This window comes from Archangium lansingense (genome assembly GCF_026626635.1).
Classification (GTDB): domain Bacteria; phylum Myxococcota; class Myxococcia; order Myxococcales; family Myxococcaceae; genus Archangium; species Archangium lansingense.
Genome location: NZ_JAPNKA010000001.1, coordinates 4,710,929 through 4,724,637, shown reverse-complemented (window position 1 = coordinate 4,724,637; position 13,709 = coordinate 4,710,929). Strand labels below are relative to the sequence as shown.

Here is a 13,709-nt window from a genome sequence, read left to right as displayed (position 1 = left end):
CCTACACGGATGGAATGCAGGGTGCCCAACGGAAATTCCGGGCAACAGGAGGCAGCGATGACACTGGCGGACATCGCCCGGCTGGCAGGCGTCTCGCGGACCACGGCCAGCTACGTGCTGAACGGCCAGGCCGAGGCGCGCCGCATCAGCCCCAAGACGGTGGCACGGGTGATGGCCGTGGTGGAACGCCATAACTTCCGCATCGACGCCCAGGCCGCGGCGCTGCGACGCGGGGCGAGCCACACGCTGGGCTTCATCGTGCCGGACCTCGAGAACGCCAGCTATGCCCGGCTCGCGAAGCTGCTCGAGCACGGTGCCCGCCGCGAGGGGTACCAGCTGCTGATCGTCGGCTCCGATGACGACCCGCGGACCGAGCAGGAGCTCGCCTTGACGCTGCGCGCGCGCCGCTGCGATGCGCTCATCGTGGCGAGTGCGCTGCCAGCGGGAAATCCGTTCTACACCGGGCTGATGGAGGCCGGCACACCGGTGATCGCGGTGGACCGGGCGTTGGATCCGCGGCGCTTCGTCTGCGTGATCAGCGACAACGTGTCGGCCGCTGAGGCGTTGACTCGCTCGGTCATGGATGAGCGTACCCGCAGCATCGCCTGGCTCGACGCGGTCCCCTCGCTCTCCATCAGCACCGAGCGGCGCAAGGGCTTCCGGCGCGCCGTCAAGGGACGCCTCGAGCACGTCCACGAGATGACTGGGGCCCGTTACGACCGCGAGAACGGCGCCCGGCTGATGCGCGAGCTGCTCGCCGAGCACGGCCTGCCGGACGCCCTGGTCACCAGCTCCTATACGTTGCTGCAGGGTGTGCTCGACGTCCTGCTCGAGTCACCCGCTGGCTTGCCACGAACGCTCCGGCTGGCGACCTTCGGAGACGATCGTCTGCTCGACTTCCTTCCGTTGCGCGTCAACTCCCTGCCCCAACGGCATGAGCGAATCGCCGAGCTGACGCTGGCTCGAGCGATAGAGGCAGTCCGGGGCCGCTATGTGCCCGGCTGTGAGGTCGTCGCCCGCGAGCTCAAGCGCCGTGGCTGAGCGGCCCATATGCCCTCCATCTACAGCCCAGGAATCCAGGACTCGCGGGAGATACAGGGCACGATTCCCTCTAGGGCGAGGGGGGCGTTGGGTAGCCCACGACGTCTCGCGAAGTCCCAGCCCCAAAGGGCGAGTACACCCTGCGTGAGGTGCCTCATACAAGGTGTCCGACATGCACCCTGGCGCATGCTCCCTCCACCTTTCGGCCTCCAGGGCACCACAGGGGGTATGTTTGGCTCACGCATTCTGGTTAGGCTTGAGGTTGAAGTTCCGGGGGCCGTTCGCAGAATGAAGTACGAGGCACCGCAGGGACCGTGACGCAGAGGACACCTTCAACTCGAGGTGGAAGCGCGCATGTCAGAAGAGCCGGTCACCGATAAGTCCCCGCCGCTGGGCTCCGAGGAGGAGTTGCAGTGGCGCCTGTCCTACACGAAGCCGGAGGACAAGACGGTAGGCGTCTTCTTCCTCAACGTCATGGAGTCCGTACGGCACCTGGGGAACGAGGAGGCGGTGAAGCGCTGCATGGAGGTGAGCGGGGAATCGAAGTTCCTGGAGTACTTCAGCTACCCCCTCAGCACGCTCCTCAAGATGACGTACACCGCTGCCCGGCTGCTGAGTGACAAGTACGGGGGCTTCGACAAGGCGCTGTGGATGATGGGCTACCAGGCGGCCTCGGGCTTCTATAAGTCCACGTCTGGGCGGCTCATGATGATGCTCAACCAGGGGATGCCGAGGCAGGTGCTGGAGAACATGCCGGTCACCGCCAAGACGACCTGGAAGGACATCGATGTCTCGGCGAAGATGACGGGTCCGCACAGCGGCATCGTCATCTTCAAGCACGACATCATCCCCCGGGCCTACAACGAGGGAGCGTTCCAGGCCACGTTCGAAGCCGCGCAGGCCAAGGGAGTCAAGGTGCGCGCACGAGCGCTGGGACCGCTCGACACCGAGTACGAAATTACCTGGGACTGACGCGGAAGGAGCGGGCCCGCAGAACGCGGGAGCCTGGCGTCAGTCGCAGCTGTAGGTTGAGGCGCTCATGAGCCCATTCAACCTCCGTCCGTTCCGCGCGCTCGCCCTGCTCGCGTTGAGCGCCGCCTGTGCATCTACCCCCTCCACGGCAGCCCGACCACAAGCCGTCACCGAGCGCTTCGCCTCCGAGTCCACCGAGGCCGTGCTGGCCGACGACGTGCGCGTGCGGCGCATTGCCCCCGGCAATTGCTGACCCACACCCAGGCGCTGCTTCGTGAAGCGGCCACCACGAGCCCCGAATCAACCGGGCCGGGCGGCCGCTGAACCAATGCTTTGCTGGTTGAGTCCCGCCCCGCCGGACGGGCCGTGCACCTCCATCGGCCAGGCCCACGGGACGAGCACCACGAGCGCCGCGAGCATCAGCGCCGTGAGGGGGCCCCCGAGCCTGAAGAAGTCGCTGAACCGGTAGCGCCCGGGGCCAAACACCAGCATGCAGCTCGGCTCGAGTGGAGTGACGAACGAGCAAGAGGCGGCGAGTGCAATCCCCATGGCGAACGTGCGGGGGTTCACGTCGAGGCCCGCGGCGGCGCTCAGTCCGACAGGCAGCATCACGAGCGCCGCGGCCTGATTGCTCATCGGAATGGAGAGGAGGATGGTCAGCAGCATGAGGCAGAGCAGCACCAGGCGAGGGCCACCAACGCCCGCGACCTCGACAGCGAGGCCCCCGAGGAATTGACCTGCCCCGCTCTTCTCCATGGCGAGGCCGAGCGCCATCATCGAGCCGATCAACAGCACCACCCGCCAGTCGATCCGGAATGCGAGCTTCGGATCCAGACAGCCGGTGAGGACCATGAGGAGGACTCCCGCCACGCCGGCGACGGACAGGGGCACGAGCCCCACCGAGCCGATGACGAGCACGGTGACGAAAATGGCGATGGCGAGGAACGCCTTCGAGCGGCGCGGAGCCGCCTGGTCCTCGACGTCCGGCGACACCAGGAGCGAGCGGTCGCTCGCAAGCTCCCGCGGATGCTCGCGCGGCCCGACCCGCGGCCCTTCTCCCGGATGCAGCTTCACCCCACGCAGCGCCCGCCCGTCCTCCTCGCCGGTGCCCGTCCGGGTGGGTAGAACCACCGGCGTCAGCACGAGGATGATGGCGATGCCCAGAAGCGCCAGAGGCAGACCGGCCGGAGTGAGCTCGACGAGGCCGATAGGGCGCTGCCCGAGGTCATCGAGCCGCGCCGAGACCACCAGGTTCGTCGAGGTCCCATACAAGAAGCTCATCCCCCCCAGGATGGAGGCGAAGGCGAGTGGCATGAGCACCTTGCTCCTCCTCATGCCGGAGGCCTTCGCTCCCCGGAGCGCCGCGGGAAGGAAGGCCGCCGTGGTGACCGTGTTGGGGACAAAGGCCGAGAACACCACCACGAGCAGCATCAGCCCCAAGAGGAACCCCCGAGGCCCGAGCCGGCCGAAGTGGGCCAGCCAGCCGCCAGCCCTGTGCATCACCCCAGTGGCCGACAGCCCTCCCGTCATCGCCAGGAGCGCGAAGATGAAGATGACTGTCTCGTTGGAGAACCCGGCGAACGCCTCCGCGGGAGTCAGCACCCCCGTCAGCGCCAGCAGGCAGACGATGGCGAGCGCCGTCACCTCGAGGGGAATCCTGTCGAGGGAGAAGAGGACGATGCCGATGAGTACGATGGCCAGAACGAGGACAATCCCAGTCATTTCGAAACGCTCCTGAAACCTCGAGAGGTGGGTCCAGCTGGCCGCGGACCCACCTCGGCTCAGGCGGGAAGCGCGTACCGATGGGTGATGGCGCCGAGAACCCGCCGGCGGCTGTCGTCCGCGGGAAGCTCGTAGCGGCACTCGATGGCGGAGACCTCGCGAGCGAGCTCGTCGTCACGGAGGACGTGCCGTATCCAGCGTGAGAAGTCCCCATTCCAGAGGTGGAAGAGCCACGCCTGCTCGTCCACGCCCTCCGCGAGCTGGCAGAACGCGCTCAGATTGCCGGCCCGCAGGTTGAGCCTCCTCTCCGGCCCATGAAAGATGAAGCTCCCGGAGCCCAGGTCCCCCTCCACATGCCCGGGGAGGCGGCGCAGGCGCTCGGAGCGACCCGGTGAAATCCTCAGCCGCATGGGCCAGTGCCCCTCCGTGACGAACCAGGCGAGCACTTCATCCTCCTGGCCAGCGCTGAGCGGGAGGTGAGGAGGTGCCTCATCGAGTGCCTTGGCCAACTGCACGAGGGTCCGCGCAGGCGCTGGCCCGACAGCCACGGCGACATCGGCCTGACGGAGGATGGGAGGCGCCACATCCCCCGGGTTCTCCGCCAGCAGCAGGGTCTCACCCAGTGCCGAAGGGATCCCCGCGGCGGTGTGCCCTCCGGCTGGCCACAGGTGCTGGGCTCCCGCGACGACAATCCAATGGGGCCTCCCCGTCCGTTTCCTCATCCCCTTCAGCGCAGTGAACAGCTCGGAGCAGAAGCCCGGCTGCTCGTAGGGAGGCAGTCCCGCGAGGTTGACCACGAGCTTCACCGACGGATCCGCCAGGGCGGCGATGACCTCGGACGCACGGGGCGCGCGCAGCCGGCTCCCCAGCCGCACCATGTCCTCGCGTGGCTCGAACTCCCCCGTGGGATCGATGACGCAGGGCTGGTACTTCTTCTGGATGAGCCGCTCGAGGAAACCGAAGACGTAGCTCGACCGCCCGCCACCACGCGGCCCCGCGATGAGGATGTTGTCGCCATAGGAGGGAACACACACCGCCTCTCCAGCTCCGTCGAAACCGAGCACCAGCGAGTCGTGGGGGATCCACGCCTTTGCCGCCTGGAGATCATCTCGGACCAGCTCTTCGATGAGCTCGACCACCCCGGTGCCTGCCCCTCCTCTCGTCACGAAGAAGGCCCGCTCATTGATCGCGGGCAGGGCATCCGCCATGGCCACCGCGCACTCGCTCACGCCCAGCAGCGAATGGTCATTGGCTTCGCTCCCGATGCTGACGGCCTCGTGCGGAGACAACCCGAGCGATAGGAGCGCCTCCTGGAGGCCCGCCCCCTTGTTGATGCCCGGAGGCACGGCCAGAGCCGACTCGCCGCAGAAGCTGATCTGAAGCTCGAGGCCGAGCTCGCGAACCGCTTCGACGAGCGCGCACGCATTCGACGCATGGGTATAGACGGCGACCTGACCCCGCTCGATGGGGGAGAGGACTCGCCGGCTCAGGGTCTTCACGAAGGACTCCGGAACAGCCCGCAGAGGGACAGACTCTCGCGGCGCGCCGGCCAGTGCAGGACGGCGCCGTTCTCCGCGATGACGCAGTCGAAGCGCTCCAGGCGGGGGCAGACCGCGGTCAGCTCTCCGAGCCGCCGCGCGGTCACCAGGAGCGCGCGCCGCCCCGAGCGCCGCAGTGATTCGAGTGCCGCATCGATACGGCCAGCGTCCGCCAGGTTCCCATCCAAGCTCATGGCGAGGGCCAGGTAGCGCATTGAGACCTCCATTTCGGGTGAGGGATGAGAGAAAACGGCCACTTCGAGCAGACCCGTTCCAGGCGGGTCCGCTCGAGCGCCAATCGATGAGGAACGCGTCACCCGGCCGAGGTGCCCGTCCAGGAAGGGGCATCACTGGCGGGGAAGGACTCCTCGGAGGCCCGTCCGACAGCATCGGGCCTCGCCAACTCCCTGGGAGAGACCACTCCCACCGCGCGCAACGCCCCGTCGATGACGATCGCACGCCGCGCCCCTGTGTGAACCATTCGCCGCGCCAGTTCCTCCACCGCCTCGTCCTCGTGGGTGAAGACGAAGTCGAGGCTCGCGAGGTCCCCCACTCCACCGACGGAGTATCCCTGCACCTGTGCCTCGGCGCCGAAGACCAACTCTCGCGTCGTCACGACACCGTAGATGCCTCGCTCGTCACCCACGACGAGGAGCTGGCCTTGAGACTTCCACATGTGCTCCGCCGCTGCACGGAGGGCGGTCTCCGGCCCGACAACGGCCACATCTCGCAGCATCACGTCTCGAACCCACATTACAGCCTCCTTTCCGCTGTCGAACTCCGGCCCGGCGCATCCGGTGGCGCCCGGCCTCATGACCTCCTCGTGCGCGCCACGCGGATGCCAGCCAGGACAGGCCTGGACTCCAGCCTGCTGGGGGCGTTCGGGAACGTGCGTGAGGGAGTGCACAGGTCCCAAGAGGGGACCAGCATCGAGGGCGAGCCAGACGAAGGCTCTTCCTCCTTCAGCGACCGCTAGCGCCTCTGGGAGCGAGGAGCCGCGGTGCGGGCGAGGAGCCAGGCAGAGGCCCTGTGCAGCACGCACGAGCGCCGGCACAGCCCTGCCCAGGAGGTCTCACTCCTGTCGGGGGCTGGCAGCGGCAACATGCGCATCTCGGCTCTCCTGGGTCCGCGACGATGCTCAGACCACATCGTCTCTTGGGCCAACCCCTGTTCCTCCGGGTTTGTTCCTCCCTCCCGGGGCTGCAACAGGGCGGGCAGACCTCCGCGACCCCTGGAGACGGGGATTGCTGGAAAACCACCCGCCGTTGCATGAAGAAAACGAGCAGTTATACTGGTCCTCTGTATGCGCACGAGGCTGTGCGCACACCTCTGGTGACTGAATTCATGACGCCCCTCCTCTCAGCTCCGATGAAGTCCGGTACGCGCTGGGGAGTGGTGCGTCGGGTTCCGCTCGCCCACGGTCGGGCAACTGCCTGGCTCAAATCCCACGCCGCCCGCCCTCAGCTCTAGACCCCGGCGCGCGGCGTCCTGTTTCCGCCGAGGGCTGAGCAGACACGCTCCTGCGTGAAGCCTGTGCTGCTCGCCCATGCGAGCAGCCATGAAAACGGCTCCACCCGAGCGTCAGCCCCCGCGCCGGAACGCATCACCGATCTCAACCCACCCGGCCGCGGCGCGGCCACTTCCCAGGAGAAGCACTGTCATGACCCAGGAGCGACGCATCATCGTCACGAAGACCGACCTCGAGCGCATTCAGCGCGTCATCGATCTGCACAGCGGCGGACGCAACGCCGTGCTGTCCGACATGCTGGATCAGGAGCTGGCCCGCGCGGAGGTGACGACTTCTGAGGACGTCCCTCCCGATGTGGTGACGATGAACAGCACCGTCGTCTTCGAGGACGAGATGGGCACGCGCCGGGCCGTCACGCTCTGCTACCCGCAGGATGCACGCAGCGACGAGGGCCGCATCTCCGTGCTCGCCCCCATCGGGAGCGCCCTCCTCGGACTTTCGGTGGGCCAGTCCATCGATTGGCCATTCCCGGGCGGACGCATCAGGACGCTCCGCATCGTCTCCGTGCCGTATCAGCCGGAGGCGTCGGGGCACTTCAACCTCTGACAGAGGACGGAAATACGAACGGGCCGGAGCCCCACAAGGACTCCGGCCCGTCGCCTGGTGATTCCAGAACCTTCCCGCGGCCCTACTTCACTTCATCGCTGGCGGTGGTGCCCTCCGTCGGGCTCAGCAGGATGGGGGGACGGTCCTTACCCTCCACCGTGCGCTGCAGCTCGATCTCCTGCAGCAGCACCGGCGGCGCCACCGTGGACACCGGCACGTTCCCGCTCTCCGCTCCGCAGTAGCCGTTGAAGATGCCCTGCTTGCGGCCCGTGGCCACGATCCGGTTCATCGACGACAGCGGAGTACCGACAATCTCCACTCCGCGCACCAGCGTCTCCTGCCCCGTCTTCACGTCCACCCGGTACACCATCCGCGGCATACCCTTGAACGCCTGGTAGCCGTAGCTCGACGTGTTCGTGTTGCCGCCCGTGATGTCCCGGATGATCAGGCCGTACGGCTTGCCCTGCCGCTTCGCCTCGGCGATGAGCTGCTTCTTCAGCTCCGCGTCATCCACCTGCTTCGTCGACTCGACAATGAGGTTGGCCATGCGCGCCACCGGCTTGCGCGTGCCCTGGCTGCGCCCGTGCCCGTTGGACAGCGGGAAGCCATCCAGCGGCCGCCTCGACAGCAGGTAGCCCTTCAACACGCCCTTGTCCACCAGCACCGTCCGCTGCCCCTTCACGCCCTCCTCGTCGTACTCGTAGTAGCCGTTGAGCGGCTCATCCCGCAGCGAGCGCACCGTCGGGTCATCCACGAGGCTGATGAACGTGGGCAGCAGCTGCTTGCCCACCTGGCCCCGGAACGTCTTCCCCTCCCCTTCCCCATCCTGCCGATCTCCCTCCAGCCGGTGGCCCATCGTCTCGTGGAAGAGCACTCCCGCCGCCTCCGCCGCGAGGATGGCCGGTCCCGTGTACGGGTCGATGGCCGGCGCCTTGCGCAGCGCCAGCAGCTCGTCGATGACCTTGGTGGTGGCCTCGGCCAGCTTCTTGTCGTCCGGCAACCCCGCCTCGGTCGGCGCGTAGTAGTTGCGCGAGTTGTCCAACAGCTGCCCGTCCTCCGCCCGCGTCACCGCCGTCACGTGCAGCCCGTACATCGTCTCTTCCGTCACGATGCGGCCGCCCTCGCTGGACACGAACAGGCGCCTCACCTTGTCCGCCGTCACCCGCACCTCCGAGTCGAAGATCTCCGGGTGCGCCTTGAAGCGCGCGGACACCTCGCGGGCCACCCGGGCCCAGCGGTCGTGATCGAACGGGAAGGCCACCGGCTGCTGCACGTACGTCGCCGGCTTCTCCTTGGAGAAGGACGGCGCCTGCTTCGGATCCTCCACCGCGTAGACGTTCTCCGCCTTCTTCTTGAGGAACTGCGAGAGCGCGGCCTTGTACTTCTCGTCCGTCACCAGCCACAGCGAGGTGCGCAGCGCCAGGGGCGAGTCGTCGATGGGGGCGTCCTTGTTGGCCGAGTAGCTGGAGCCCCGGCCGCCGCCAAAGAAGTCGTATTCCTCGGGGCCCGAGTTGTCGAACTCGTACGAGCCCACCCGCACGTCCACGTACAGCTTTCGCTCGCGGTACGAGTCATCCAAGAAGATGGCCCCGTACCGGGCGACGATGCCGTGCTGCTCCCCCTCCTTGAGCTGGTAGCTCATGAAGTACGGAGGCTCGTGGTTCTGCAGCTTGAGCTGTTTCTGGTTGCGCTGGAGCTCGTCCGCCATGGCGTTCAGCAGCGTCACGCGCGCGTCCGGGGCGGGCGCGGCGGCGGTGAGCAGAACGGAGGCGGCGAGCAGTGGAAGGACGGGCCAGTTTCGGGTTCGCACGCCCCGACTCTAGCCGAGCCAGCTCCCGCCAGCATGCTCCACCTCACGTGAACGGTGGGAGAAGGACCCTCCAGGAACCGCTCGCCTGGACGGTGTGCGTCCGATAGACAGCGCCGCGAACAGCGGAACCCGAGGAGACGTTCATGGACAACAAAGTGGTGGTGATCACCGGGGCGAGCGCGGGCATCGGGGCCGCCCTGGCGGAGCTGGCGGGCAAGATGGGCTGGAAGGTGGTGCTCGCCGCACGGCGCGAGCCCGAGCTGCGCCAGGTGGCGGCTCGTGTAGGGTCCGAGGCGCTCCCGGTCGTCACCGACGTCTCTCAGCGCGCGGACATGCAGCGGCTCCTGGAGACTGCGCTCGCCCGCTTCGGGCACGTGGATGTCTGGGTGAACAACGCGGGGCGCGGCATCAGCAAGCTCGTCTCCGAGCTCACCGACGAGGACTTCGACGAGATGATGCGCGTCAACGTCAAGTCGGCCCTCTATGGCATGCAGACGGTGCTGCCGCACTTCCAGTCGCGCGGGCGCGGGCACCTCATCAACGTCTCGTCCATGTTGGGGCGGGTGCCGTACGTTCCGGAGCGCTCGGCCTACAACGCGGCCAAGCACGCGCTCAACGCACTGACGGCCAACCTGCGCCAGGAGCTGCGCGAGCGCTACCCGGGCATCCACGTCACCACGTTCCTACCGGGAGTGGTGGCCACCGAGTTCGGCGTGAACGCGCTCGGCGGCGGCGTGGACTCGCGCAAGATTCCCGGCGCCCAGTCCGTCGAGGAGGTCGCCGCCGTCCTCGTGGAGACCATCGAGCAGCCTCGCCCCGAGGTGTACTCGCGGCCGGCATACCGGCAGCAGGTCATCGAGTACTACTCGTCCGAGGACCTGGCCATTCCCGAGCCCGGCGCGCCCGGTAACAAGCGTCCGTAGAAAAGGGAGACCCCGCCCGGCGCCTCCCCTCATGGCGCCGCAGCGGGGCCTCCAGCGTTCTGGCGGGACGGCAACCGGGCCGGCCCACCTCACGCCTGTCAGGCCTTGGTCACCTTCTCACGCCCGGGGCCCACGTTCTTGCAGGCGTTGCGGGTATCGACGACGCACTGCGACTGCTTCACCACCATGTTGTAGTCGATGCACGAGTGGTCCGTGAGGATGACGACCGCGTCGTACTGGCCGATCGTCTCCGGGTGCAGCGGCACCGACTGCATCGAGTAGTGGAAGCCGTGGCCCTCCTCGAGGCGGGGCACGTAGGGGTCGTGGAAGGCGACCTCGGCGCCCTTCTCCTTGAGCAGCGAGATGACCCGGAGGCTCGGGCTCTCGCGCATGTCGTCGATGTCCTTCTTGTACGCCGCACCGAGGCAGAGCACCTTCGCGCCGTTGAGCGTCTTCTTGTTCTTGTTGAGCGCCTCCATGGTCCGCGTGACCACGTAGTACGGCATCTGCGTGTTCACCTCGCCGGCCAGCTCGATGAACTTGGTGTGGAACTCGTACTCGCGCGCCTTCCACGTCAGGTAGAAGGGATCGATCGGGATGCAGTGACCGCCGAGGCCCGGGCCCGGGTAGAAGGCCTGGAAGCCGAAGGGCTTCGTCGCCGCCGCGTTGATGACCTCCCACACGTCGATGTTCATCCGGTCGCAGAGCATCTTCATCTCGTTGACCATGGCGATGTTGACGCAGCGGTAGATGTTCTCCAACAGCTTGGCCAGCTCGGCCACGCGGGTGGAGGACACGGGCACCGTCTCCTTCAGCGCGCTGGCATAGAGGGCCTGCGCCACCTCGAGGCACGCCGGCGTGTGGCCACCGACGATCTTCGGAATCGTCTTGGTGTTGAAGCTCTTGTTGCCCGGATCCTCGCGCTCGGGGCTGAAGGCCAGGTGGAAGTCCACGCCCGCCTTCAGGCCGCTCCGCTCCAGCAGCGGCTTGAGGACCTCGTCCGTGGTGCCCGGGTACGTGGTGGACTCCAGGATGAAGAGCTGCCCGGGACGGACGTGCGGCGACAGCGCCTCGCCCGTCTTGACGATGTAGCTCATGTCGGGCTCACGCGAGGCCGTCAGGGGCGTGGGCACGCAGATGATGATGCAGTCCATCTCGCGGGCCTTCGCGAAGTCCGTCGTTGCCCTCAGCTTGCCCTTGCTCGTCAGCTCCGCCAGCGGAGCGCTGGGAATGTGCTTGATGTAGCTCACCCCTTTGCCGATGTTGTCCACCTTCCGCTTGTCCACTTCGAGTCCAGTCACGGGGAAGCCGGCCTCCGCGAACGCCATCCCCAGCGGCAGACCGACGTAGCCCATCCCCACCACGCCCACCCTCGCCTCGCGCCGACGAATCTTCTCCAGCAGCGGGCTCACCATGACGCGCATCTGACTCACCTCTCCTGAAGGCATGCGGGTCCCCCCCGTCACGCCCCGTCCCGTGTCTTCAGTTGAAGACGACCACCCACCTCAGCCACACCGGGGGCGACACCCGCCCCCCGAACACCACCACCTGCGACGGCACCACGAGGCCGTATCCCGGCGAGTACCGAGACGGCTCCAACCGCGGCTCCAGGCCCTCCGCGAAGAGCACCAGTGCCTCCGGTGCCTCCGCCGGCCCCAACTCCACACCCAGGGATTCGAAGCTCCGCGGCGCCTCCGGTACACGCAGCGCCCGCGCCAGCTGCTCGGGCGTTGGCGCCCTCATTCGCGCCTCGCGGTCCGGAAGGTGGAGCCTCCCCTTCACATCGTGAAGCCCCACCCCCACCAGCGCGTCCGTCACTCCGAGCGCGCGCTCGCGCTTGTCGAGCACGAAGGTGCGCTCCACTCCCACGGGAGAGGGCAGCACGCGGTAGCCATCGTGGCGCACGGCGAGGCGATCCAGCTCCGCCCCCGGTTGGAACACCTGCACGCGAGCGCGCGCCGCCTCGGGCAGCGCGAACAGTCGGCCCGGCTCCAGCGGCGTCTGCTCCGTGCCGTCCACCTCGAGCGTGTTGTGCGCGGCCGTGGAGCGGAACGCGTTGCGCACCACCGGCTCCCGCGTGTACGTGCCCGTGCCCGGGTCCACGATGACGGGCCGTCCGCGCAGGTGCAGCTCGAAGGAGAGCTTGTCGTTGTGGCTGTGCCCGCCCACCCCGTGCTGTCCCTGGGTGCCGGCACTCACCGTCACCACCGCCCCCGCCCCGCGCAGCACGTGGAAGCCCCCTTCGGGGAAGCTCACCGAGCCCGCGGGCCGTGCAGCGGGCAGCCCTCGGAAGCATTCGAGACCGGACAGTCCCAGCAGCCAGGCGGCCTCATCCGGGAAGGGCCCCTCCGCCAGCTTCGCATCACCGAAGAGGGCCGCCCCCAGCGGTGCGAGGTAACCCTGCTCGCGCGAGTCCCGCTCCTGGAAGGGGAAGACACGGCCCGAGTCGTTGTCGCCCACCTGCGGCGCCAGCCCCTGCTCGGAGCACCAGGCGCGAGAGGCCTCGTACATGCGATGCAGCCGCGTGGCGTACTTCGTCCCCAGGTCTACGCCCTGGCCACGCGCCACCACCAGGGCCAGGGTGAAGAGCTCCACCGACAGGCGGTGGTACGGCACGGAGCCCTCGAAGGAGGTGCCCTCCGGGTGCACCTGCGCGGCCATCTGCGTCCGCAGCCCTGCTACCGCACGAGCCACCTGCCTCGGGGCGTCCGGCAGCTCCAGGAAGAGCAGGCCCGCTACCAACAGGCCCACGTAGTTGGAGATGAGGTGGTTGTTGGGCACCGCACCCTGATCCTCCAGGTGCGCCTCCACCCAGGCGGTGTGCTCGGCCAGCGACTCCAGCACCGGCACGAGGAACTCCGGCCTGCGCGCCTCGGGTGCGTCCGCGAACATCACCAGCGCCTGCGCCAGGTTGGCTGCACGCAGCGCCACTTCCATGGCGCATGTCCAGTGAACCCCCTGCCCCACCGGATTGGCATGAAGAAAATCCAGGGTCCGCGCCACGAAGGCCCGCGCGAAGTCTCCGCGCGCCTTCTCGCCGCGCTCCACCCAGTACCCCTGGCCGAGCGCTACCAGACAATCCAACCGGCCGAGCACCCAGGGGTACTTTGGATCCACTCCCGGCTGCGCCATCCGCAGCTGCTCCACCGGAAGGACCGGGTAGCGGTAGCCGCTCACTGGATCCCTGCTCCAGTCCACTGGCTGTCCCTCGCCGAAGCACACCCGGGTCCCGAAGACATCGAACTCGCCGCGAAGTGCGGCCCGGGCCCGCTTCAGGGCTCGCTCTCGAGCACGGGGCAGCTCCGCGAGCGCCTCCAGGACGGAGGCCCGCCGCGCCACCTCGCACCACGCCTGGCCAGGACGCCCCGACAGCGCCCGCCCGGCCAGCTCATCCACGGTGGAGGCACCGAAGGCCTCCAGCAGCCTCAGCTCGTCGAGGCGTTCACGCCTCCGATAGAGGGCCTGCCGCGCCACTCCCTGGACTCGCCGGGCCATCCCCTTGGCGAGTCCTCCCGGCGCGAGCCGTGCGATCGTCGAGTAGTATCCCAGCGTCCCCATCGCGCTCCGTCCCATCCCGGACGTCAGCGATAGCAAGTGGTCGGCCAGCGCTCGCCCAGGGAAATGCGGGG

At 68.0% G+C, this 13,709-nt stretch carries 11 protein-coding genes and 1 pseudogene; 5 read left to right on the top strand and 7 right to left on the bottom strand.

Translation table 11 applies throughout. The features are described from left to right. Positions 1-57: 57 nt before the first annotated feature. From cra to OV287_RS19370, 3 genes and pseudogenes are all read left to right on the top strand, one after another. On the top strand, positions 58-1,041 hold the full coding sequence (gene cra, locus OV287_RS19380; protein ID WP_267535521.1) for a catabolite repressor/activator: 984 nt from the start codon (positions 58-60) through the stop codon (positions 1,039-1,041). A gap of 354 nt (positions 1,042-1,395) precedes the next feature. Next, on the top strand, positions 1,396-2,013 hold the full coding sequence (locus OV287_RS19375) for a TIGR02265 family protein (protein WP_267535520.1): 618 nt from the start codon (positions 1,396-1,398) through the stop codon (positions 2,011-2,013). Between the two features lie 67 nt (positions 2,014-2,080). After that, positions 2,081-2,257: pseudogene (locus OV287_RS19370) on the top strand (subclass B1 metallo-beta-lactamase); the annotation flags it as partial. Positions 2,258-2,313: 56 nt separating this feature from the next. Here OV287_RS19370 and OV287_RS19365 read toward each other — a convergent pair. The 4 genes from OV287_RS19365 to OV287_RS19350 all read right to left on the bottom strand — a co-directional run bounded on the left by OV287_RS19365 (position 2,314) and on the right by OV287_RS19350 (position 6,027). Then, entirely contained in the window at positions 2,314-3,735 is a 1,422-nt protein-coding gene (locus OV287_RS19365) for an SLC13 family permease (protein WP_267535518.1), read from the bottom strand. Positions 3,736-3,794: 59 nt separating this feature from the next. Next, positions 3,795-5,234: an HAD hydrolase family protein gene (locus OV287_RS19360; protein ID WP_267535517.1), complete on the bottom strand. Its 1,440-nt coding sequence runs from the start codon at positions 5,232-5,234 to the stop codon at positions 3,795-3,797. Next, positions 5,231-5,488: an HAD family hydrolase gene (locus tag OV287_RS19355; RefSeq protein ID WP_267535516.1), complete on the bottom strand. Its 258-nt coding sequence runs from the start codon at positions 5,486-5,488 to the stop codon at positions 5,231-5,233. The genes OV287_RS19360 and OV287_RS19355 overlap by 4 nt, the downstream gene beginning before the upstream one ends. A 98-nt stretch (positions 5,489-5,586) precedes the next feature. Beyond that, positions 5,587-6,027: a CBS domain-containing protein gene (locus tag OV287_RS19350; RefSeq protein ID WP_267535515.1), complete on the bottom strand. Its 441-nt coding sequence runs from the start codon at positions 6,025-6,027 to the stop codon at positions 5,587-5,589. A gap of 906 nt (positions 6,028-6,933) precedes the next feature. Between OV287_RS19350 and rnk the strand changes: the two genes are divergently transcribed. Further along, positions 6,934-7,347, top strand: coding sequence for a nucleoside diphosphate kinase regulator (gene rnk / locus OV287_RS19345; protein WP_267535514.1), 414 nt, complete (start codon positions 6,934-6,936; stop codon positions 7,345-7,347). Positions 7,348-7,429: 82 nt separating this feature from the next. On the opposite strand, the gene OV287_RS19340 is transcribed toward rnk, so the two are convergent. Continuing rightward, the gene (locus tag OV287_RS19340; protein ID WP_267535513.1) at positions 7,430-9,157 is read right to left on the bottom strand and encodes a TldD/PmbA family protein; all 1,728 of its coding nucleotides are present in this window, start codon (positions 9,155-9,157) and stop codon (positions 7,430-7,432) included. A gap of 143 nt (positions 9,158-9,300) precedes the next feature. Between OV287_RS19340 and OV287_RS19335 the strand changes: the two genes are divergently transcribed. Further along, positions 9,301-10,080, top strand: coding sequence for an SDR family oxidoreductase (locus OV287_RS19335; protein WP_267535512.1), 780 nt, complete (start codon positions 9,301-9,303; stop codon positions 10,078-10,080). 98 nt (positions 10,081-10,178) lie between these two features. Here OV287_RS19335 and OV287_RS19330 read toward each other — a convergent pair whose 3' ends face one another. Continuing rightward, positions 10,179-11,504 (bottom strand): nucleotide sugar dehydrogenase, encoded by a 1,326-nt coding sequence (locus tag OV287_RS19330; RefSeq protein WP_267535511.1) that lies wholly within the window; start codon positions 11,502-11,504, stop codon positions 10,179-10,181. A 58-nt stretch (positions 11,505-11,562) separates the two neighbouring features. After that, positions 11,563-13,638 carry an alginate lyase family protein gene (locus tag OV287_RS19325; protein WP_267535510.1) on the bottom strand — a complete coding sequence of 692 codons (2,076 nt, stop codon included), beginning with the start codon at positions 13,636-13,638 and terminating at the stop codon, positions 11,563-11,565. Positions 13,639-13,709: the final 71 nt, after the last annotated feature.